The 20,233-nt window shown below is 59.8% G+C and carries 21 protein-coding genes; 9 read left to right on the forward strand and 12 right to left on the reverse strand.

Translation table 11 applies throughout. From position 1 onward, the window contains the following. Positions 1 to 27: 27 nt before the first annotated feature. From zur to KGB03_RS13435, 4 genes are read left to right on the forward strand one after another with little or no spacing between them, the layout of a single operon-like run. Positions 28 to 510, forward strand: coding sequence for a zinc uptake transcriptional repressor Zur (zur, locus tag KGB03_RS13420; protein ID WP_111448130.1), 483 nt, complete (start codon positions 28 to 30; stop codon positions 508 to 510). After that, a complete protein-coding gene (gene znuC / locus KGB03_RS13425; protein ID WP_111448129.1) occupies positions 510 to 1,295 on the forward strand; it encodes a zinc ABC transporter ATP-binding protein ZnuC in 786 nt (261 codons plus the stop codon). The genes zur and znuC overlap by 1 nt, the downstream gene beginning before the upstream one ends. Next, entirely contained in the window at positions 1,288 to 2,076 is a 789-nt protein-coding gene (znuB, locus tag KGB03_RS13430; protein WP_008155991.1) for a zinc ABC transporter permease subunit ZnuB, read from the forward strand. The genes znuC and znuB overlap by 8 nt, the downstream gene beginning before the upstream one ends. Before the next feature lie 37 nt (positions 2,077 to 2,113). Beyond that, positions 2,114 to 2,830 carry a PA5502 family lipoprotein gene (locus tag KGB03_RS13435; RefSeq protein ID WP_111448128.1) on the forward strand — a complete coding sequence of 239 codons (717 nt, stop codon included), beginning with the start codon at positions 2,114 to 2,116 and terminating at the stop codon, positions 2,828 to 2,830. 111 nt (positions 2,831 to 2,941) lie between these two features. Here KGB03_RS13435 and katE read toward each other — a convergent pair whose 3' ends face one another. After that, positions 2,942 to 5,080: a catalase HPII gene (katE, locus tag KGB03_RS13440; RefSeq protein WP_223527253.1), complete on the reverse strand. Its 2,139-nt coding sequence runs from the start codon at positions 5,078 to 5,080 to the stop codon at positions 2,942 to 2,944. A 262-nt stretch (positions 5,081 to 5,342) separates the two neighbouring features. On the opposite strand from katE, the gene KGB03_RS13445 reads away from it, so the two are divergent. The 3 genes from KGB03_RS13445 (at position 5,343) to KGB03_RS13455 (ending at position 7,895) form a co-directional block, all read left to right on the forward strand. Continuing rightward, positions 5,343 to 6,350, forward strand: coding sequence for a methionine ABC transporter ATP-binding protein (locus KGB03_RS13445; protein ID WP_218538495.1), 1,008 nt, complete (start codon positions 5,343 to 5,345; stop codon positions 6,348 to 6,350). After that, positions 6,350 to 7,045, forward strand: a complete 696-nt coding sequence (locus KGB03_RS13450) for a methionine ABC transporter permease (protein ID WP_008152458.1) — start codon at positions 6,350 to 6,352, stop codon at positions 7,043 to 7,045. Before KGB03_RS13445 ends, KGB03_RS13450 begins: the two co-directional genes overlap by 1 nt. A gap of 76 nt (positions 7,046 to 7,121) precedes the next feature. Beyond that, on the forward strand, positions 7,122 to 7,895 hold the full coding sequence (locus KGB03_RS13455; RefSeq protein ID WP_111448125.1) for a MetQ/NlpA family ABC transporter substrate-binding protein: 774 nt from the start codon (positions 7,122 to 7,124) through the stop codon (positions 7,893 to 7,895). Between the two features lie 170 nt (positions 7,896 to 8,065). On the opposite strand, the gene KGB03_RS13460 is transcribed toward KGB03_RS13455, so the two are convergent. The 5 genes from KGB03_RS13460 to KGB03_RS13480 are packed head-to-tail and all read right to left on the reverse strand — an operon-like array spanning position 8,066 to position 11,974. Continuing rightward, positions 8,066 to 8,701 (reverse strand): SCO family protein, encoded by a 636-nt coding sequence (locus tag KGB03_RS13460; RefSeq protein ID WP_111448124.1) that lies wholly within the window; start codon positions 8,699 to 8,701, stop codon positions 8,066 to 8,068. Then, positions 8,698 to 9,597: a heme o synthase gene (gene cyoE / locus KGB03_RS13465; RefSeq protein ID WP_140676021.1), complete on the reverse strand. Its 900-nt coding sequence runs from the start codon at positions 9,595 to 9,597 to the stop codon at positions 8,698 to 8,700. The genes KGB03_RS13460 and cyoE overlap by 4 nt, the downstream gene beginning before the upstream one ends. Next, positions 9,585 to 10,664, reverse strand: coding sequence for a COX15/CtaA family protein (locus KGB03_RS13470; RefSeq protein ID WP_218538496.1), 1,080 nt, complete (start codon positions 10,662 to 10,664; stop codon positions 9,585 to 9,587). The genes cyoE and KGB03_RS13470 overlap by 13 nt, the downstream gene beginning before the upstream one ends. Positions 10,665 to 10,674: 10 nt before the next feature. Continuing rightward, entirely contained in the window at positions 10,675 to 11,268 is a 594-nt protein-coding gene (locus KGB03_RS13475; protein WP_134098241.1) for a hypothetical protein, read from the reverse strand. Next, positions 11,234 to 11,974: an SURF1 family protein gene (locus tag KGB03_RS13480; RefSeq protein ID WP_192408678.1), complete on the reverse strand. Its 741-nt coding sequence runs from the start codon at positions 11,972 to 11,974 to the stop codon at positions 11,234 to 11,236. Before KGB03_RS13480 ends, KGB03_RS13475 begins: the two co-directional genes overlap by 35 nt. 70 nt (positions 11,975 to 12,044) lie before the next feature. On the opposite strand from KGB03_RS13480, the gene KGB03_RS13485 reads away from it, so the two are divergent. Further along, positions 12,045 to 12,248 carry a twin transmembrane helix small protein gene (locus KGB03_RS13485; protein ID WP_008152470.1) on the forward strand — a complete coding sequence of 68 codons (204 nt, stop codon included), beginning with the start codon at positions 12,045 to 12,047 and terminating at the stop codon, positions 12,246 to 12,248. 3 nt (positions 12,249 to 12,251) lie between these two features. Here KGB03_RS13485 and KGB03_RS13490 read toward each other — a convergent pair whose 3' ends face one another. The 4 genes from KGB03_RS13490 to coxB all read right to left on the reverse strand — a co-directional run bounded on the left by KGB03_RS13490 (position 12,252) and on the right by coxB (position 16,725). Then, entirely contained in the window at positions 12,252 to 13,139 is an 888-nt protein-coding gene (locus KGB03_RS13490) for a cytochrome c oxidase subunit 3 (RefSeq protein WP_008152473.1), read from the reverse strand. 33 nt (positions 13,140 to 13,172) lie between these two features. Next, a complete protein-coding gene (locus tag KGB03_RS13495) occupies positions 13,173 to 13,730 on the reverse strand; it encodes a cytochrome c oxidase assembly protein (RefSeq protein WP_140676036.1) in 558 nt (185 codons plus the stop codon). Positions 13,731 to 13,922: 192 nt separating this feature from the next. After that, positions 13,923 to 15,515: a cytochrome c oxidase subunit I gene (ctaD, locus tag KGB03_RS13500; RefSeq protein WP_111448119.1), complete on the reverse strand. Its 1,593-nt coding sequence runs from the start codon at positions 15,513 to 15,515 to the stop codon at positions 13,923 to 13,925. Between the two features lie 82 nt (positions 15,516 to 15,597). Further along, a complete protein-coding gene (gene coxB, locus KGB03_RS13505; protein ID WP_111448118.1) occupies positions 15,598 to 16,725 on the reverse strand; it encodes a cytochrome c oxidase subunit II in 1,128 nt (375 codons plus the stop codon). A 371-nt stretch (positions 16,726 to 17,096) separates the two neighbouring features. Here coxB and KGB03_RS13510 point away from each other — a divergent pair, with 371 nt between their 5' ends. Next, complete coding sequence (locus KGB03_RS13510) at positions 17,097 to 17,747, forward strand: hypothetical protein (RefSeq protein ID WP_223527254.1); 651 nt, start codon at positions 17,097 to 17,099, stop codon at positions 17,745 to 17,747. 119 nt (positions 17,748 to 17,866) lie between these two features. On the opposite strand, the gene KGB03_RS13515 is transcribed toward KGB03_RS13510, so the two are convergent. Beyond that, positions 17,867 to 19,393, reverse strand: a complete 1,527-nt coding sequence (locus KGB03_RS13515) for a SulP family inorganic anion transporter (RefSeq protein ID WP_218538497.1) — start codon at positions 19,391 to 19,393, stop codon at positions 17,867 to 17,869. A 90-nt stretch (positions 19,394 to 19,483) separates the two neighbouring features. Further along, positions 19,484 to 20,215 carry a carbonic anhydrase gene (locus KGB03_RS13520; protein WP_111448115.1) on the reverse strand — a complete coding sequence of 244 codons (732 nt, stop codon included), beginning with the start codon at positions 20,213 to 20,215 and terminating at the stop codon, positions 19,484 to 19,486. Between the last annotated feature and the right edge of the window lie 18 nt (positions 20,216 to 20,233).

The following is a 20,233-nucleotide window of genomic DNA, read 5'->3' on the forward strand; positions in this document are numbered from 1 at the left end:
CGTCTCTCACAAAACTCGTCGCCGCTCATGCCTAAAACACCGATTGCCAGCCGTCCCCACGACCACTCTCATTGCGTGCATAGCGCATTGTCTGAGGCCGATGCTCTGTGCGCACGTCAAGGCTTGCGCCTGACCGCCTTGCGCCGGCGGGTGCTGGAACTGGTCTGGCAAAGCCACAAGCCGTTGGGCGCCTACGACATTCTCGCGGTGCTCAGCGAGCAGGACGGCCGCCGTGCGGCGCCGCCGACCGTGTACCGTGCGCTGGACTTCCTGCTGGAAAACGGCCTTGTACACCGCATCTCCTCGCTGAACGCCTTCGTCGGCTGCAATCACCCGGGGCACGCCCACCAGGGCCAGTTCCTGATTTGCCGCGAATGCCACGCCGCCATCGAGCTTGAACAGAAATCCATCAGTGACGCGGTCATCAGTAGCGCCAAGGATGTCGGATTTGTCGTCGAAGGCCAGACCGTCGAAGTGGTCGGCCTCTGCTCGGGTTGCCAGGGGGTTTGATGAGCAACGCGCTGATCCGCCTCGAGCAGGTTGCTGTCACCTTTGCCGGGCAAAACGTGCTGGATAACATCGAACTGAGCGTCGAGCCGGGGCAGATCGTCACCCTGATCGGCCCTAACGGCGCCGGCAAGACCACGCTGGTGCGCGCTGTACTCGGTCTGTTGAAACCGGACAGCGGCAGCGTGTGGCGCAAGCCGAAACTGCGGGTCGGTTACATGCCGCAAAAACTTCACGTCGATCCGACGCTGCCGCTGTCGGTGCTGCGCTTCTTGCGTCTGGTGCCGGGCGTGGACCGCGCCATGGCCTTGTCGGCACTCAAGGAAGTCGGCGCCGAACAGGTGATCGACAGCCCGGTGCAAAGTGTTTCCGGAGGCGAAATGCAGCGGGTGCTGCTGGCCCGGGCATTGCTGCGCGAGCCGGAATTGTTGGTACTCGATGAACCTGTGCAAGGCGTCGATGTGGCCGGTCAGGCCGAGCTCTACAGCTTGATCACACGATTGCGCGACCGTCACGGCTGCGGCGTGTTGATGGTGTCCCACGATCTGCACCTGGTGATGAGCACCACCGACCAGGTGGTCTGTCTCAACCGTCACGTTTGCTGCTCCGGGCATCCCGAGCAGGTCAGCGGCGATCCGGCTTTCGTCGAGCTGTTCGGAAAGAACGCACAAAGCCTGGCGATTTATCACCACCATCACGACCACGCCCATGACTTGCATGGCTCGGTGGTCAACGCCGCCCCGTCGGCCCCTACCCACGTTCACGGAGATAGCTGCAAGCATGGCTGATTTTCTGCTCTACGCCCTGCTTGCAGGTCTGGCCCTGGCGTTGGTTGCGGGCCCGCTGGGTTCGTTCGTGGTCTGGCGGCGCATGGCCTATTTCGGCGACACCCTTTCCCATGCCGCGCTGCTCGGCGTGGCGCTGGGTTTTCTGCTGGATGTCAGTCCGACCGTTGCGGTCACCGTAGGCTGTCTGCTGTTGGCGGTGTTGCTGGTGACCTTGCAACAGCGCCAACCGCTGGCGTCTGACACGCTTTTGGGAATTCTCGCACCGAGCACGCTCTCTTTGGGTTTGGTCGTACTAAGCTTCATGCACGAAGTGCGGATCGACCTGATGGCTTATCTGTTCGGCGACTTGCTGGCGATCAGCCCGACCGATCTGGCCTGGATACTCGGCGGCAGCGCGGGCGTTCTGGCCTTGCTGGTGACGTTGTGGCGGCCATTGCTGGCAATCACGGTGCATGAAGAATTGGCCAGGGTTGAAGGTCTGCCGGTGGCGGCGTTGCGCTTGACCCTGATGTTGCTGATCGCCGTGGTGATCGCAGTGGCGATGAAAATCGTCGGTGTGTTGCTGATTACGTCCTTGCTGATCATCCCGGCGGCTGCGGCACAACGTCACGCCCGGTCACCGGAGCAGATGGCACTGGGCGCGAGCCTGCTGGGTATGCTCGCGGTCTGTGGCGGGCTGGCGTTGTCGTGGTTCAAGGACACCCCGGCGGGCCCATCGATTGTCGTGACGGCCGCCGCACTGTTTCTGCTGAGTTTTGTCCTGCCCCGTCGAGGGGTGTAGACTTGCTCGTTTTTTGCGCAAATAGAGAGTCGCAGGAATGAAGCTGTTCCCCTCCCGTTATCTGCTCCTTGTCGCATTTTCGTTGCTACTGGGCGCTTGTCAAAGCACGCCACCGGCGGCCCCCGAGGCTACCGGTACACGGGCCACGGCCATCGCACAGCTGCAACAAAGCCTGGCCAGCGGCGAACTGGCGACTGCCGAAGATCAACTGGCTGCCTTGCAGGCCGAGTCGCCCAATGATCAATCCCTTGAGCAATACCAGCGGCAACTGGCCGAAGCCTATCTGCGCCGCAGCCAGATCGTGCTGCAAAAAGGCGATGTGAATGCCGCTGCCACTGCGCTGAGCCGCGCCCGGTCGTTGATGCCCAAGGCTCCGGCGCTGACCGGTGGGGTCAACAACGCCATCGTTGATGCCCGCAAAGCTGAACTGGATAGAGCCGAAGCGGCGCTCATGGCTGCCGAAGCCAAGCCACAGGCCAAAGTCATCGATCCGACGGCTGAAAGCACCACAGTTGCGTTGAACCTGACTGATATGACCAAGCTTCGTCGCCAACTGGATGCGATCGCCGCCGATGTGGTGAATTACCAGTGCGACGTGAGCATTCAGGCGCCACGCACCCAGGACTTCCCTTGGTTGACCACGTTGCTGACCAAGCGCGTGAAGAAGCTCGATTCGGATTTTGACCTGAATCTGGAGAAGCAGATTCTGCGTAACGTTCCTGCGCAGATGGTTTTGAGTCCGCGTAAACCCTAAAAGCTTCGCGAGCAAGCCCGCTCCCACAGTTGACCGCGTTCTTTTGAGCAACCCGGTCAACTGTGGGAGCGGGCTTGCTCGCGAAGGCGTCCTTGCCATCGATACAAAACTTCAGGCCGGAATCGCCTTGGCCTTAGGCTCCCTGTCCCACACCCGATGCTGCCCGATCGCGGCAAAAAACGGTTTGATCAACTTCGCATCCGCCCCCACGATCAACCCCGCATCAGCCTCGAGTTTCAACACATCCAGCAACTGTTTGGCCTCGCCCTGCAGCGCAATCGCCTTCAAGTGTTTGTACGCCTCCAGCACGTAATGCAGCGCCACGCCGTCAGTGCTCAACGCCTTGATCGATGCCGCGCCACCGGGCACAAACACCGCATCGAACGCCACCGAAGGCAAGCCTTCCATCGACGCATCGACCGGCAATGCCTTGCCATCGGCGGTTGTCACCGGAGCAGACGTCGGGCCGAGCAGTTTGGCGTGCGCGCCTTCGGCCTTCAGCGCTTTCTTCATGGCATCAATCGCTGAGCCATCGACGCCATTGGCTGCCAGGATTGCCACTTTGCGGGTTTTGATATCCGCCGGCAGCAAGTTGGCCTGACTCAGCGCGGGCGAGCGATCCAGTGAGGTTTTGCGTACGTCGACCGTCCCGGCTTTGGGCACTGGCAACCCCAGGTTCTGCGCCACGCGCTTGGCCAGTTCCAGATCGATGTTGGCCAGAATCTCATTCACCTGGCGTGCGCGGATGAACGCCCGCTCAACCTTGCCCAATTCAAAGCTGTAAGCCGAGATGATGTGCTCCTGCTCGTGCTTGCTCATGCTGTGGAAAAACAGCCGCGCCTGGGAGAAGTGGTCGCTGAAGGATTCGCTGCGCTGACGGATCTTGTTGGCGTCGATGCGCTCTGGATAACTTTCGAAGCCGCCATCCTGGGCTGCCGGCGGCGTTTCTTTTGGCCAGCCGCTATCAATGGAGTTCGGCTCGTAGGACGCGCGGCCCTTGTCGAGGGTGGTGCGATGCAGCGCATCCCGTTGACCGTTGTGGAACGGTGCCACCGGGCGGTTGATCGGGATCTCGTGAAAGTTCGGCCCACCGAGTCGGCTGATCTGCGTATCGGTGTAGGAAAACAGCCGGCCTTGCAGCAATGGATCGTTGGAAAAGTCGATCCCCGGCACGATATGCCCAGGGCAGAAGGCGACCTGTTCGGTTTCGGCGAAGAAGTTGTCGGGGTTACGGTTGAGGGTCATTTTGCCCAGCGGGGTGATCGGCACCAGCTCTTCCGGAATCAGCTTGGTCGGGTCGAGGATGTCGAAGTCGAATGTATGTTCGTTCTCCTCCTCGATGATCTGTACACCCAGTTCCCATTCCGGGTAGTCGCCCATCTCGATCGACTCCCAGAGATCGCGGCGGTGGTAATCCGTGTCTTTACCGGCGAGTTTTTGCGCTTCATCCCATACCAGCGAACAGGTCCCGGCCGTGGGGCGCCAGTGGAATTTGACGAAGCGCGATTTACCTTCGGCATTGATCAGGCGGAAGGTATGCACGCCGAAGCCTTGCATGCTGCGCAGGCTTTTCGGGATCGCCCGGTCGGACATGGTCCAGATCACCATGTGCGCCGACTCCGGTACCAGAGAGACAAAATCCCAAAAGGTATCGTGAGCTGAACCGCCGGTGGGTATCTCATTGTGCGGCTCGGGTTTCACCGCGTGCACGAAGTCAGGAAACTTGATCGCATCCTGAATGAAAAACACCGGCATGTTGTTGCCCACCAGGTCGAAGTTGCCTTCGTCGGTGAAAAACTTCACCGCGAAACCTCGCACATCCCGCACGGTATCGCCCGACCCACGAGGGCCTTGCACCGTGGAGAAACGGACGAAGACCGGGGTTTTTTGGCTGGGGTCTTGTAGGAACCCGGCCTTGGTCAGCACGGAATGGGTTTCATAACTCTGGAAGTAGCCGTGTGCGCCGGTGCCGCGGGCATGGACGATCCGCTCGGGAATGCGTTCATGGTCAAAATGCGTGATTTTTTCACGCATGATGAAATCTTCCAGCAACGATGGCCCGCGGGCGCCGGCCTTCAACGTGTTCTGGTTGTCCGAGACTTTCACGCCCTGGTTGGTGCGCAGGGCCTGTTCAGTGGCGTCGGAGCGAAACTGCTCCAGGCTGTCGAGCTTGGCATTGGTGTTCCCGCGGTCCGGGGTATCGGTCCCGGCCAGTGCGCTTTTGGTTGCGGCAGGTTTCTTAGTACTCATCAGACAAAACTCCTCGTTGCGACTCCCGCCGTAGCCAGGACTCTTGAGCAATACCCCAGGCACGGACCGGGGGCGTTTCGAGTTGCCTAATTAGTGACTGATGACGTTTTGCGCCGTTCCTTTTTTCTAACCTTTGATCGCGTTATTGCCAAATGGAAGGTTGAATGCGGAATAAATGCTAATAACCTCTATACGGACAGGCTAAAATGCGCGCCCGGCTAACCGCTGATCCTTTTCCAACGCGCCCCACAAGGTTCGCTACGTGATCGAGTTTCAAAACGTCCACAAAACCTACCGCGTCGCCGGTAAGGATATTCCCGCCCTGCATCCGACCAGTCTGACGATTGAGAACGGTCAGGTCTTTGGTCTGATTGGCCATTCCGGTGCGGGAAAAAGTACCCTGCTGCGTCTGATCAATCGCCTGGAAGAGTCCAGTGGCGGCAAGATATTTGTCGACGGCGAAGAAGTTACCGCGCTTGACGCCAACAGCCTGCGGCGCTTCCGTCAGCAGGTCGGGATGATTTTCCAGCACTTCAACTTGCTGGCGTCCAAGACCGTGGCCGACAACGTCGCGCTGCCGCTGACCCTGGCCGGTGAACTGTCGCGCAGTGAGATTGACCGGCGTGTGGCCGAATTGCTGCAGCGGGTCGGCCTGTCCGACCACGCCAGGAAGTACCCGGCGCAGTTGTCCGGTGGCCAGAAGCAGCGTGTCGGCATTGCCCGCGCCCTGGCCACCAAGCCGAAAATCCTGTTGTGCGACGAAGCCACCAGCGCACTGGACCCGCAGACCACCGCGTCGGTCCTGCAATTGCTGGCCGAGATCAATCGCGAGCTGAAGTTGACCATCGTGTTGATCACCCACGAGATGGACGTGATCCGCCGGGTCTGCGACCAGGTCGCGGTGATGGACGCTGGCTTGATCGTCGAGCAAGGTTCGGTGGCCGAGGTGTTCCTGCATCCGAAGCACCCGACCACCAAACGCTTCGTGCAAGAAGATGAGCAGATCGACGAAAGCGAACAGCGCGACGACTTCGCTCACGTTCCAGGGCGCATCGTGCGTCTGACCTTCCAGGGCGAATCGACCTACGCACCGCTGCTGGGCACCGTCGCTCGTGAAACGGGCGTGGACTACAGCATCCTGGCCGGTCGTATCGACCGCATCAAAGATGTGCCCTACGGGCAATTGACCCTGGCCGTTACCGGTGGCGACATGGAAGCGGCGTTCGCCCACTTCACTGCAGCTGACGTCCACATGGAGGTGCTGCGCTGATGGAATCGTACGACGCATTTATCGAAGCGGCTAAAGAGTTCTTCAAAAACATCGATTGGGCGGAAATCGGCCTGGCCACCAGCGACACGATGCAGATGCTCGGTGGTTCGCTGCTGTTCACCATCCTGCTCGGCCTGCCGCTGGGGGTGCTGTTGTTCCTGTGCAGCCCGCGCCAGTTGCTTGAAAACCGCGTGGCCTATGGGCTGATGTCGCTGATGGTGAACATCCTGCGCTCGCTGCCCTTCATCATCCTGCTGATCGTGATGATCCCGTTCACCGTGCTGATCACCGGCACTTCGCTCGGCGTCGCCGGTGCGATTCCGCCGCTGGTGGTGGGCGCCACGCCGTTTTTCGGGCGACTTGTGGAAACCGCTCTGCGTGAGGTGGATCGCGGCATCATTGAAGCAACCCAGGCCATGGGCGCGACCACCAAGCAGATCATCCTCAACGCCTTGCTGCCAGAGGCCCGTCCGGGCATTTACGCGGCGATTACGGTGACGGCTATTACACTGGTGTCCTACACGGCGATGGCTGGTGTAGTCGGTGCCGGTGGGTTGGGCGACCTGGCGATCCGTTTCGGCTACCAGCGTTTCCAGACCGATGTGATGATCGTCACTGTGGTGCTGTTGCTGGTGCTGGTGCAGGTTCTGCAAATGGTTGGCGACAAGCTGGTCGTACACTTCTCCAGAAAATAAACAGTTCTCGTAAACAAGACATGAGCCGGCCATTCGCTGGCAGGCGCCAAACGGGCGCCCACAAGGAGTTAGCTGAATGAAAAAACTACTCGTAGCGCTCGCAGCCGTTGCAGCGTTCTCTGCTCAGGCCGATGAAACCCTGACCGTCGCGGCCACCCCGGTTCCGCACGCAGAAATCCTCGAATTCGTGAAACCGGCCCTGGCCAAAGAAGGCGTGGACCTGAAGGTCAAAGTCTTCACCGACTACATCCAGCCGAACGTGCAGGTCGCCGAGAAACGTCTGGACGCCAACTTCTTCCAGCACCAGCCGTACCTCGATGAATTCAACAAGGCCAAGGGCACCAACCTGGTGGCCGTTGCCGGTGTGCACCTGGAACCGCTGGGTGCTTACTCCAGCAAGTACAAAGCACTGACCGAGCTGCCAGGCGGCGCCAACGTGGTTATCCCGAATGACGCCACCAACGGCGGTCGTGCGCTGTTGCTGCTGGCGAAGGCTGGCCTGATCAAGTTGAAGGATTCGAACAACATCCTCGCGACCGTCAAGGACATCACCGAGAACACCAAGGACCTGAAATTCCGTGAACTGGAAGCCGCGACCATCCCGCGCGTGCTGACCCAGGTCGACCTGGCACTGATCAACACCAACTACGCGCTGGAAGCCAAGCTTGATCCGTCCAAGGACGCGCTGGTCATCGAAGGCAGCGACTCGCCTTACGTGAACATTCTCGTTGCCCGTCCAGACGACAAGGACAGCGAAGCGATGAAGAAGCTGATTGCTGCCTTGCACAGCCCGGAAGTGAAAGCCTTCATCCTCGAGAAGTACAAAGGCGCGGTATTGCCGGCGTTCTGATCTATTGCTGTAACGAAAAATGGGGCGCATTGGGCGCCCCATTTTTTATGCCTGAAACACCGTACCTGTGGGAGCGGGCTTGCTCGCGAAAGAGGTGCAACAGTCAACATTGATGTTGGATGTTATGGCCTCTTCGCGAGCAAGCCCGCTCCCACAGGGTGTTGTGTTGGTTATTTACGGGTAAGCATCACCGGCAACTGCGCCACCAGTTTCACGTTGTTCAACGGCGCACGAATGAACCCACGCTGGGTCCCGTCCGGCCCGATCACCGCCAGGTTGCCGCTGTGGTCGACGGTGTAGTTCGGCTTGCTGGTGTCCGCCGGAATGAACGGAATGCTCACCGCATTGGCCAGTTTCTGAATGTCTTCAACCGACGACGCCGTCAGCCCCTGGAACTGCGGATCGAAGTAGCCCAGGTACTGCTTGAGCTGCTGGGGCGTATCGCGATTCGGGTCGACGCTGACCAGAATGATCTGCAACTTGGCCACCGCTTCTGGCGGCAGTTCGCTTTTGATCTGGCGCAGCTGGGCGAGGGTGGTCGGGCAGATGTCGGGGCAGAAGGTGTAGCCGAAAAATAGCAGCGACCATTTGTCTTTCAACTCGTTGATCGCCACTGGCTTGCCGTCCTGATCGGTCATTGTCACGGCCGGCAGGTTGCGGCTTTGCGGTAGCAGAATGATCCCGGCATCGATCAGGGCTGTCGGGTCGCCCTGGCCTTTGCCGGACAGCACTTTGTTGATGGTCAGGCCCAGGACCAGCGCGATCAGGGCGACGAGGATGAAGACGGTTTTCTGGGTTCGAGTCATAGGTTCAACAGTAAGTAGTGATCTACGAGCAGCGCGATAAACAGCAGGAACAAGTAGTAAATAGAGTACTTGAAGGTGTTGATCGCCGCGTGCGGCCGAGTGCCACGGTACAGCACCACGGCCCATTGCAGAAACCTCGCGCCAAGTCCCAGTGCGCAAATCAGGTAGAGCACACCGCTCATGTGGATCACGTACGGCATCAGGCTCACGGCCAGCAGCGCGAAGGTATAAAGCAGGATGTGGACCTTGGTGTAGTGCTCGCCATGGGTCACCGGCAGCATCGGAATATCGGCCTTGGCGTATTCCTCTTTGCGGTGAATGGCCAGCGCCCAGAAGTGCGGCGGTGTCCAGGCGAAGATGATCAGCACCAGCAACAGGGGTTCGGCGCTGACGTGGCCGGTGGCAGCGGTCCAGCCGAGCAGCGGCGGGGCGGCACCGGCCAGTCCGCCGATGACGATGTTTTGTGGCGTCGCGCGTTTCAGGAAACCGGTGTAGACCACCGCATAGCCGAGCAGCGAGGCCAGGGTCAGCCAGGCCGTGAGCGGATTGGTGAAGGCCAGCAGTACGGCTTGCCCAAGCACCGCCAATACCAAGGCAAACGTCAGCGCGGCCGCAGGCGACACTCGACCTTCGGCCAGGGGACGTTTGTGCGTGCGGGCCATGACCGCATCGATGCGCCGGTCCACGACATGGTTGACCGCCGCCGCACCACCGGCACACAAGGCGATCCCCAGATTGCCGAACACCAGCACCGTCCACGGCACCCCGGCGCGGGTCGCGAGGAACATGCCGACCAGCGAGGTGATGAGCATCAGCACCACCACTTTCGGCTTGGTCAGCTCCAGGTAGTCACGCCAGATCGCCTGACTGTGACGTGCGCCGATCAGAGTCGCCATGGCATCTCTCCTTTTATTGTTATGGGCCCGGCTGAGTGTTTGCGCAGACTGAACCGCCAGCGCGCAGGGGGTTGCTGCTTGACCCGAACCAGACTGGTTCGCGCGTGATAATTGACCAGCACCATCGTCAGCAACAGTGCCGCGCCGCCCGCGTTATGCGCGACGGCCACTGGCAGCGGCAGGTGAAACAGCACATTGCTGATGCCGAGGGTGATTTGCGCGGCGAGTGCGATCAGCACCAGCCCGGCCAACCGCGTCATGCCGACGACTTTCAGTTGCCACGCCAGCCCGAGCAACACCAGCGTCACCAGCAATGCGCCGATGCGGTGAGTCAGATGAATCGCGGTGCGGGCATCGCTGTCCAGTTGCCCGCCGAGGTAATTGGGGCCGATGTGTTGAGTCAGGTGAAAACCGTTGGCGAAGTCCGCGGGCGGCAGCCATTGACCGTGACAGGTCGGGAAGTCGATACAGGCCACCGCCGCGTAGTTGGAACTGACCCAGCCACCCAAGGCAATTTGCAGGATCACCAGCAGCAACCCGGCGGTCGCCCAGTACTGCAAACGCCGTGGCACGGTCAGCGCTGGTAGTACGCCGGACAGGCGCAACGTCAGCAGAAACAACAGGCTCAACGTCGCAAAGCCGCCGAGCAAATGCCCGGTGACCACTTGTGGCCAGAGCTTGAGCGTCACCGTCCACATGCCGAATGCCGCTTGGGCAATCACCACTGCCAGCAAAAACAACGGTAACTTCACCGGCTGCCCTGGATGACGACGATGAACCCAGGCGCGGCCGGCCAATACCGAGATCAGCAGCCCCAGCGTGCCAGCGAAGTAGCGGTGAACCATCTCGTTCCAGCCTTTATGGGCTTCGACGGGAGCGTCGGGAAAATGCAGTTCGGCATGGGCCAATTGAACTTCGCTTTTGGGCACGCTGATAAAGCCATAGCAACCCGGCCAGTCCGGGCAGCCGAGGCCGGCGTGAGTCAGGCGGGTGTAGGCGCCGAGCAACACCACAATCAGTGCCAGCAAGGTGGCAAACAGCGCGAGGCGAAATCCAGGTTTGGCCATGACGATGCCCTTATCCGATGTTCGACAGTTTCAGCAAATGGCGCAGGTCGTTGAGCAGATCCTTACCTTTCACCGTCGGGTCGTAGCGCAGCACCAGATTGCCATGCGGATCGATGATCCAAAGCTGCGGCACAGCCTGGTCGCCGGCAGTTTTATGGAAGTCGGTCAGGCTCAGTGGGTAGCGCTGTAATTGAGGATACTCGCGCGTCAGCTTGGCGTCGTATTCGCTGCTCAGCGGTTGCGCTACGGCCAAGGCATGACTGGCGCGCCCGGCATCACGGCCGAGGCCGATCTGGATCTGCCGCGCCAGGTACACCAGTTGCTGGCAGTCCACCGAACAATCCTTGGGCGCGGTCACCAGTATTTGCCAACGATCCTCCTGCGCCTGCACGCCGAGGTCGGCGCGGGTCTGGCCGTTGCCGATCAGTTCGCCGTGATAGCTGCGACCTTCCGGCACCCAGAACTGCAATTTGTACATGCCGGTGGCGAGGATCATCGGACCGATCACCCCAAGCAGGATCAGCAGCAACTGCAAACGACCCTTGCGCCGACTCGCCGGCGATTTCGCCTCAGACATGCTGGGTGGATTCATGGCCGCTCCCATGGTGTTTCTCCTTTGCGTTGTGCCAGCCGAGATAGAGATAGAGGCCGAACAGGGCGATCGACATGGCGAACCACTGCACGGCATAAGCCAGGTGTTTTTCCGGTCCCATGGCGACTACCGGCCAGTCAGCCTGATAAGTCGCGGGACCGCTTTCTGCGCGTAATTCGTAGGCAAAACCTTCGCGATCCAGTGCCGTCCAGAGCTTGGCGGGTTCAACTGCGGTAACCAGTTGTGGCCACGTGGCGGTATTCGGGTCGGCGTGCAACTGGAAGGTGGCGCCGGGGGAGACGTAGACCCAGGCAACGAGACTCAAGGCCTGAGTCGGTGTGGTGAATTGCGGTGGGGTGCGGCGATCCGGCCACGGCAGCCAGCCGCGATTGACCAGCAGCCAGAGCCCGGTTGCCTGATCCTGAAACGGTTGCAGCAGCTCGACGCCTACCTTGCCGCCACGCTGACGGTTATCCAGCAACAGGCTGTGGGCGGTATCGAACTGGCCGTGCAGGTGAACCCGGCGAAAGGCCGGATCTGCGCTGTGTTGCAGCTCGGTGCTGGCCATCGGTTCAGCGGCACGGCGCTCGGTGTAGCTTTGCAGCAGCGCGCTTTTCTCTGCGCCCCGGCTCAATTGCCAGAACCCGAGTGATACCAGCATGGGCAACAACACCGCGACCACCAGGGTCGGCACGATGCCCGGCCGGAAACGCTTCATGGCGTCGCCAGAAAGTCGGTAGTCGCGATAGCTATACTCAAGTGCATCGCCTTTCCCCCGGAGTTTCACCATGCTCAAAGCAGCCATCGTCCTGATGCTGATTGCCACGGTTGTCAGCCTGTTCAGCGGCCTGTTTTTTTTGGTCAAGGACGACAGCAGCTCGAACCGCCTCGTCATTGCCTTGAGTGTTCGTGTTGCGCTGGCCGCCATTACCGTCGGCTTGATTGCCTGGGGTTTTTTCAGCGGCCAGTTGGTATCGCACGTACCTTGGTAAGCCTCAGAGCACGTAGACGAAAACGAACAGACCGATCCACACAACGTCCACGAAGTGCCAGTACCAACTCGCCGCTTCAAACGCGAACTGATGATCGGCGTCGAAGTGCCCGCGCATGATCCGCATCAACATCACAAACAGGATGATGGTGCCGATGGTCACGTGGGCGCCGTGGAAGCCGGTGAGCATGAAGAAGGTTGCGCCGTAGATGCCCGAACCGAGCGTCAGGCCCAGTTCGTGGTAGGCGTGCATGTATTCTTCGGCCTGAAAACCAAGGAACGCGCAGCCCAGTAACACGGTGAGCGCCAGCCAGATTTTCAGCGCGCCGCGATGGCCCTTTTTCAAGGCGTGGTGAGCGATGGTCACGGTGACGCTGGAACTCACCAACAACACTGTGTTGAGCAGCGGCAGGCCCCAAGGGCTGATGACTTCCTTGGGTGGCGGAAAGAGTTTCGGGTCAGGGGTATGCAGCAATGGCCAGGCGAACTGGAAGTTCGGCCAGAGCATGTGCGCGATGCCTTTGACCCCTTCACCCCCGAGCGCCGGGCCGGAAATGTTTCTCACATAAAACAGCGCGCCGAAGAACGCGATGAAAAACATCACCTCCGAGAAGATGAACCAGCTCATACCCCAGCGGAACGAGCGATCCATCTGTGCGCTGTACAACCCCTGGCGGCTTTCCTTGATCACCGTACCGAACCAGCCGAACAGCATGTAGGCCAGCAGCAGGCCACCGACGAAAAAGATCAGCGGGCCGTGGGACTCCGGCCGCGCCGCCTTCAGGTCGTTGAACCAGGTGGCCAGGCCGAACACGGTGACGAACATTCCGACCGTGGCAATGATCGGCCATTTGCTCTGTGCCGGAACGTAATAATGTTCATGAGTTGCCATTTATTGTTCTCCTTATCGGGCACGCTTTAACGCCTAGCCACCGGTGTTTGCAGCAACAGCCGCGGGTGGATGACGTGCGGTGATATCGAACAGCGTGTAGGAAAGCGTCAGGTGCTTCACATCCTTGGGCATGTCACGGTCAACGATGAAACGTACCGGCATCTCGATCCGTTGACCGGGCTGCAGCACTTGCTGGGTAAAGCAGAAACATTCGGTCTTGTGGAAGTACGCCGCCGCGGCGCTGGGCGCGATGCTCGGAACTGCTTGCGCGCTCATCGGTTTGTCGGTCGGGTTATGGGCGATGAAAATCATCTCGTTCACCGCCCCCGGATTCGCCACCAGCTCATCGCCCTTGGGGTAGAAATCCCAGGACATGTCGGCGGAATTGGTCGACAGAAACTGCACGCGAACCTGCCGCGAGGTGTCGACCGTTTGTTCGCCCTCGTACTGCCCGCCGGTCTTGCCGTTGATGCCGAACGCCTTGCACATCACGTCGTAGATCGGCACCAGGGCAAACCCGAAGACAAACATCGCCACCACCACCAGCAACAGGCGCGTGACCAGCTTCTTCAAAGAAATAGAGTCAGCCATGATCCCCTACCTCCGCCGAGAACTCTGTGGCGAGGGGATTTATCCCCGTTCGGCTGCGAAGCAGTCGTAAAACCGAACCATGGGTTATGCCTGATACACCGCGGTCACAGGTTTTGGGGCCGCTTCGCGGCCCAACGGGGATAAATCCCCTCGCCACAAAGGCTTGGCCAGTTCTCACCAAGGGTAAGGCGTTCATTTCACTTCCGGCGGCGTGGTGAAGGTGTGATACGGCGCCGGTGACGGAACGCTCCATTCCAGGCCTTCGGCCCCATCCCACGGTTTGGCCGGTGCGGGTGGGCCACCACGGATGGTCTTGATCACGATGAACAGGAAGAAGATCTGCGTGGCGCCGAACATGAACGCACCGATTGACGACACCATGTTGAAGTCGGCGAATTGCAGGTTGTAGTCGGGAATCCGCCGCGGCATGCCCGCCAGCCCCACGAAGTGCATCGGGAAGAACGCCATGTTCATGCCGATGAACGAGAGCCAGAAGTGCAGCTTGCCGAGGGTTTCGTCGTACATGTGGCCAGTCCATTTCGGCAGCCAGAAGTAGGCCGACGCGAAGATCCCGAAGATCGCCCCCGGTACCAGTACATAGTGGAAGTGCGCGACCACAAAGTAGGTGTCCTGGTACTGGAAGTCCGCCGGGGCGATGGCCAGCATCAACCCGGAGAAACCGCCGATGGAAAACAGGATCACGAACGCCACGGCAAACAGCATCGGTGTCTCGAAGGTCAGCGATCCTTGCCACATGGTGCTGGCCCAGTTGAACACCTTGACCCCGGTCGGCACCGCGATCAGCAGCGTGGCGTACATGAAGAACAACTCGCCCACCAACGGAATGCCGACCACGAACATGTGGTGCGCCCAGACGATGAACGACAGGAACGCGATACTCGCCGTCGCATAGACCATCGAGGTGTAGCCGAACAGCGGCTTGCGTGAGAAGGCCGGAATGATCGAGCTGACGGCACCGAAGGCCGGCAGAATCATGATGTACACCTCGGGGTGACCGAAGAACCAGAACACGTGCTGGAACAACACCGGGTCACCACCACCGGCGGCACTGAAGAAGCTGGTGCCGAAGTGGATGTCCATCAGCATCATCGTCACGCAACCGGCCAGTACCGGCATCACCGCGATCAGCAGGAACGCGGTAATCAGCCAGGTCCAGACGAACAGCGGCATTTTCATCAACGTCATGCCGGGGGCGCGCAGGTTGAGAATGGTGGCGATCACGTTGATCGCGCCCATGATCGAGCTGATCCCCATCAAGTGGATGGCGAAGATAAAGAAGGTCACGCTTTCCGGTGCGTAGGTCGTCGACAGCGGGGCGTAGAACGTCCAGCCGAAGTTCGGTCCACCGCCGGGGGTGAACAGGGTCGATACCAGCAGGATGAACGCCGCCGGCAATAGCCAGAAGCTGAAGTTGTTCATCCGTGGCAGGGCCATGTCCGGCGCGCCGATCATCAACGGGATCATCCAGTTGGCGAGGCCGACAAAGGCCGGCATCACCGCACCGAAGACCATCACCAGACCGTGCATGGTGGTCATCTGGTTGAAGAACTCCGGCTGGACGATTTGCAGCCCCGGCTGGAACAACTCGGCACGAATCACCATCGCGAACGAGCCGCCGAGCAAGAACATGGAGAACGCGAACCACAGGTACAGCGTGCCGATATCCTTGTGGTTGGTGGTCAGCACCCAGCGCATCAGGCCTTTGGCGGGGCCGTGGGCGTGGGCGGTGCCGGTATGAACATGGTCATCGACGACAGCAGTCATGTCCTGTCTCCTGCAAACAGATGGGCTGGGCAGGCCGGGGCGCGATGCCCCGACTGATTCCTTACGTGCGCAATAGACCGGGTCATTTGCTTTCCGCCTGTTTCAGCTCCAGCACTTCTTTAGGCGTGACCATGTCGCCCTTGTTGTTGCCCCAGGCGTTACGTTCGTAGGTCACGACTGCCGCGATGTCGACTTCCGAGAGCTGCTTGCCGAACGCCGCCATCGCGGTGCCAGGCTTGCCGTGGAAGACAAGACTCAGGTGGCCTTCTTTGGGGCCGGTAGCGATTTTCGAGCCCTTGAGCGCCGGGAACATCGGTGGCAGGCCCTGACCTTCGGCCTGGTGACAGGCGACGCAGGTGGTGTGATAGATCTTGTCGCCGCGCTCTTTGAGCTCGTCGAGGGTCCATTCCTTGCTGGTCAGCTCTTTAAGCTGCATGGCTTCGGCTTTACGTTCGGCCAGCCATTTTTCGTAATCGGCCTTTTCCTTGACCTCGACTACGATCGGCATGAAGCCGTGATCCTTGCCGCACAATTCGGCGCATTGACCGCGGTAGATGCCGGGCTTGTCGACGCGGGTCCAGGCTTCGTTGACGAACCCCGGAATCGCATCGCGCTTGACCGCAAAGGCCGGCACCCACCAAGAGTGGATGACGTCGGCGGAAGTCACCAGGAAGCGCACCTTGGCGCCGATCGGCAGCACCAAAGGCTTATCGACCTCAAGCAAGTAGTGCTCGCTCTTGGCTTCCTTGTTGTGGATCTGATCGGCGGGCGTGGTCAGGTTGCTGAAGAACTCAACGTCCTGGCCCAGGTATTTGTAGTGCCACTTCCACTGATAGCCGGTGACCTGGATATCGATATCCGGCTCACTGGCGTCGTACATTTTGATCAGGGTTGCGGTCGCGGGAACCGCCATGGCCACCAGGATCAGGAAGGGCACGATGGTCCAGAGGATTTCAACGGTGGTGCTTTCATGAAATTTTGCGGCCACCTGCCCGGTCGAGCGGCGGTGGAGAATCATCGACCAGAACATGGCGCCGAAGACGATGATGCCGATCACTACACAGATCCAGAAAATGGTCATGTGCAGGTCAAATACTGCGTGACTGATTTCAGTCGCTCCAGGCGCCATATTCACAGTCCAGGCCGCTTGTGCCTGACTGAAAATCGACCACAACAGGAGGCCCATCCAGACGTGTGGATGTCGCATCATTGCGGGTTCCCCTTATCGTTCTTTTTATCCCGCCGGCTTTCACCTGCGGCAAGGGAGCGGCTTTTTCAGACTACGAACTTGAATCGCCGAGCCTTGCTGCGTGTGCAGTCGGGTGTCATCAGCTAACTCCATTCCCACCCGAGTATAGACAGCGACTGCCACCTCGCAACGTGATGGCGTAAATGATCTGAAACAGCTGGGACTTGCGTTCCAGGGCACGAATGGAGAAGGATGCAGACGAGTGGTGGCAAACCGATATAACTTTGATGTCTCAAGGATGAAATAATTATGACAAATGCGTCTTAGCATTTTTCGTATGCCAGCTAAGTTATGTCTTCCCTATTTCATTGCCTTTGTTTCCTGGAGTTTTCATGAACACCGCCGCATTGCGCGAGCAGATCCAAAAAGCCCAACAACACGAAGCCGAAACCGGCCTGCTGACTCGTCAGCTGGAAACCCAACTGCCACACCTTCACTCCGCCATCCAATTGCCGGATGTCGACGCCAACGGCGTGATGACGCGTTTTGTGGCCGCGTATATAGAGCAAGTGCCGGACCTGCTGGATGCAGCCAATGAAGTCGCCAGGGAAGCGGGTATCGAATCACAGATCAAACCGGTGCTGAAAATCGCCGTGCAGTTCTTCCTTCAGCCGCCGGCGATCATGGCCGGTCACGTTGGTCTGGACAGCCTGCTGGACGAAGCCTATCTGGCGCATCGCCTGGTCGAAGAGGTCAATGACCTGTACATCAAGCATTTTGGCCAGCCACTGATCCCCTTGGACATGACTGTTGCCAACCTGATTGCCCACCAACTGATCGGCGAGGAGTTCGCCAATCAACTGGATGAGGCGGTGCATCACGCCGTGGACGAGATGCTCAACGAAGACAGTTTCGCGCTGGAATCGGTGGAAGCCTACCGCGAGAAACTCAACAGCCCGGACACCGGCGCTGCATGGAAGCGCTGGCCGTGCCTGTCGCGCCAACTGGGCGTCGGCCTGGAGCTGGATCAGCCAGCGGCTTGATCCATTGATCAACACAATCCCCTGTGGGAGCGGGCTTGCTCGCGAAAGCGGTCAATCATTCAACATTGATGTTGACTGACACGCCACTTTCGCGAGCAAGCCCGCTCCCACATTGTTATCTACGCGGCTGAACCTACGCCGGTAGTGGTCCGCAATCGGCCTTCCAGCCTGCGCTTCAACCCCCGCGCTTCAATCAACAGTTTTGATCCCTTGGCCGCATTGGCCCGCCCCCATTCCTCCAGCAACTCCAGACACGAGTGATCGATGTAGCTCAGGTTATTGAGCGGCACATGCACCGTCGCGCCTGCCGGAATGGTCCCCAGCACCTGGGTCAGCGCCGGCACTTTGAGAAAGGTCGCTGCACCTATCAATCGCAATTCCATTTCGCCGTCCTTGGGCAGATCGATCAGGCTGATTTTCAGCCGCGAAGCCTTCCAGGCCAGTTTGGCCAAGGTCAGGCCGAAGCCGATCAGCACGCCGGTCAGCAGGTCGGTGAAGATGATCGCCAGGGCTGTTGCCGCGTAAGTGAACATCGGCATCCGCCCATAACGGCCCAGACCGCGGAAGGCCTTGAGGTCGACCAGTTTGAAACCGGTGTAAACCAGAACGCCCGCCAGGCTCGCCACCGGAATGCTTTGCAGCACGCTGGACAGCAGCAACACGAAAGCCAGCAGCCACAGGCCATGGAAGATCGTCGACATTCGTGTGGTGGCGCCGGCCTGGACGTTGGCTGAACTGCGCACGATCACGCCGGTCATTGGCAGCGCGCCGAGCAGACCGCAAAGCATGTTGCCGACGCCTTGAGCCGACAATTCCCGGTCGAAGTCTGAACGCTGGCCGCTGTGCATGCGGTCCACCGCGGCGGCCGAGAGCAGGGTTTCGGCGCTGGCGATAAACGCCACGGCAAACGCGGCAATGAGCAGCGTCGGGTCAGCCAGGTTGAGCAAGTCGGCGGGTTTCAGCCAGTCGATGGCTTCCGCCAGGTTGGCCGGGACTTCTACTCGTTTGACCTGCAACGCGAGCACCAGGCTGGCGACGGTCGCCAGGCCTACCCCAAGCAGTGCGCCGGGTACGAAGCGCAGGGAATGGGGGCGGAATTTCTCCCACAGCCACATCACCGCAATTGTCGACAGCCCAAGCAACCCGGCTTGCCAACCGAAGGAGGGCAAGGCCTGCACGACGGCAGCCGGGAAGGCTGCCAGGTTATCCAGCCCGGAAGGCTTGGGCACGGCGTCGAGCATCACATGCACCTGTGACAAAACGATCAGCACGCCAATCCCGGCGAGCATGCCGTAGACCACCGCTGGCGCCGTTACCCGGAACCAGCAGCCCAGCTTCAAACGCCCGGCCACCAGTTGCAGAAAACCGGCCAGCAGCAGGATGGGTCCGAGCATGTCGATACCATGCTGGCGCACCAGTTCGAACACCAGAACAGCCAAACCGGCTGCCGGGCCGCTGACTTGCAGCGGCGAACCGGCAATCCAGCCCACCACCAGGCCACCGATGATCCCGGTGATCAAGCCTTTGGATGGCGGCAGCCCCGAGGCGATGGCGATGCCCATGCACAAGGGCAGGGCGACGAGAAACACAACCACGGACGCCAGCAGCTCCCGTGGCAGTACAGCTTTAAGTTGAGCAGCACGCATGGTGACTCTCCCGAAGTTTTCTTCAGGCGTGGCAAAGCCTGGCTGCCTGATCGGCAGCCTCGGCTAAACCACACAGGGATTTAGGAGGATTTAGAAGCGCGCTTTGGGCGTCGCCACCGGAATCGGATGGCTGCCATCGAGCGGCAGGAAACAACCCTTGTCCGCGTCGTAAGCTCTGATTTCGCTGGTTTCGATGTTGTAGATCCAACCATGGATAAACAACTGACCATTGGCCATGCGCGAGGCTACCGACGGGTGCGTGCGCAAATGTTGCAGCTGGGCGATCACATTCTCCTCGGTGAGGACGTGCATGCTTTCGTTTTCGTCAGCGCAATGGCAGTTTTCCTGGACCATGGTTTTTGCCACTTCGGCATGACGCAACCAGGCTTTGACCGTCGGCATTTTTTCCAGGCTTTGCGGGTTGAGCACTGCGCGCATCGCGCCACAGTCGGAGTGCCCGCAAATGATGATGTGTTGCACGCCGAGGGCCAGAACGGCGTATTCGATTGCCGTGGAAACACCGCCGTTCATTTGCCCATAAGGTGGCACAACGTTGCCGACGTTACGGGTCACGAACAGGTCGCCGGGGGCGCTTTGGGTGATCAGCTCAGGAACGATGCGCGAATCGGCGCAGGCGATGAACATCGCTCTGGGGCTCTGGGCCGTGGCGAGTTTTTTGAAGAGTTCTTCCTGCTGTGGAAAAACCTCGTGATGAAAATGCAAAAAGCCGTCAACGATATGCTGCAGCGCTGCATCGGCGGTTTCCGCCTCCGGTTGGGCTGAAGCCGACGCAGCCAACGACTGTTTATCCTTGTCACTCATGATTCATCCTCTTTGGCG

The organism is Pseudomonas sp. BF-B-26 (assembly GCF_019956495.1).
In the GTDB taxonomy this organism is placed as follows: Bacteria; Pseudomonadota; Gammaproteobacteria; order Pseudomonadales; family Pseudomonadaceae; genus Aquipseudomonas.

Coding starts and splice junctions, on each gene's coding strand:
- KGB03_RS13450 (WP_008152458.1), top strand. CDS start 6,350: ATGGAATCGTACGACGCATTTATCGAAGCGGCTAAAGAGTTCTTCAAA.
- zur (WP_111448130.1), top strand. CDS start 28: ATGCCTAAAACACCGATTGCCAGCCGTCCCCACGACCACTCTCATTGC.
- katE (WP_223527253.1), bottom strand. CDS start 5,080: ATGAGTACTAAGAAACCTGCCGCAACCAAAAGCGCACTGGCCGGGACC.
- KGB03_RS13510 (WP_223527254.1), top strand. CDS start 17,097: ATGAACACCGCCGCATTGCGCGAGCAGATCCAAAAAGCCCAACAACAC.
- KGB03_RS13495 (WP_140676036.1), bottom strand. CDS start 13,730: ATGGCTGACTCTATTTCTTTGAAGAAGCTGGTCACGCGCCTGTTGCTG.
- ctaD (WP_111448119.1), bottom strand. CDS start 15,515: ATGACTGCTGTCGTCGATGACCATGTTCATACCGGCACCGCCCACGCC.
- coxB (WP_111448118.1), bottom strand. CDS start 16,725: ATGATGCGACATCCACACGTCTGGATGGGCCTCCTGTTGTGGTCGATT.
- KGB03_RS13435 (WP_111448128.1), top strand. CDS start 2,114: ATGAAGCTGTTCCCCTCCCGTTATCTGCTCCTTGTCGCATTTTCGTTG.
- KGB03_RS13520 (WP_111448115.1), bottom strand. CDS start 20,215: ATGAGTGACAAGGATAAACAGTCGTTGGCTGCGTCGGCTTCAGCCCAA.
- KGB03_RS13470 (WP_218538496.1), bottom strand. CDS start 10,664: ATGGCCAAACCTGGATTTCGCCTCGCGCTGTTTGCCACCTTGCTGGCA.
- znuC (WP_111448129.1), top strand. CDS start 510: ATGAGCAACGCGCTGATCCGCCTCGAGCAGGTTGCTGTCACCTTTGCC.
- KGB03_RS13490 (WP_008152473.1), bottom strand. CDS start 13,139: ATGGCAACTCATGAACATTATTACGTTCCGGCACAGAGCAAATGGCCG.
- cyoE (WP_140676021.1), bottom strand. CDS start 9,597: ATGGCGACTCTGATCGGCGCACGTCACAGTCAGGCGATCTGGCGTGAC.
- KGB03_RS13515 (WP_218538497.1), bottom strand. CDS start 19,393: ATGCGTGCTGCTCAACTTAAAGCTGTACTGCCACGGGAGCTGCTGGCG.
- KGB03_RS13485 (WP_008152470.1), top strand. CDS start 12,045: ATGCTCAAAGCAGCCATCGTCCTGATGCTGATTGCCACGGTTGTCAGC.
- KGB03_RS13480 (WP_192408678.1), bottom strand. CDS start 11,974: ATGAAGCGTTTCCGGCCGGGCATCGTGCCGACCCTGGTGGTCGCGGTG.
- znuB (WP_008155991.1), top strand. CDS start 1,288: ATGGCTGATTTTCTGCTCTACGCCCTGCTTGCAGGTCTGGCCCTGGCG.
- KGB03_RS13475 (WP_134098241.1), bottom strand. CDS start 11,268: ATGGGAGCGGCCATGAATCCACCCAGCATGTCTGAGGCGAAATCGCCG.
- KGB03_RS13455 (WP_111448125.1), top strand. CDS start 7,122: ATGAAAAAACTACTCGTAGCGCTCGCAGCCGTTGCAGCGTTCTCTGCT.
- KGB03_RS13460 (WP_111448124.1), bottom strand. CDS start 8,701: ATGACTCGAACCCAGAAAACCGTCTTCATCCTCGTCGCCCTGATCGCG.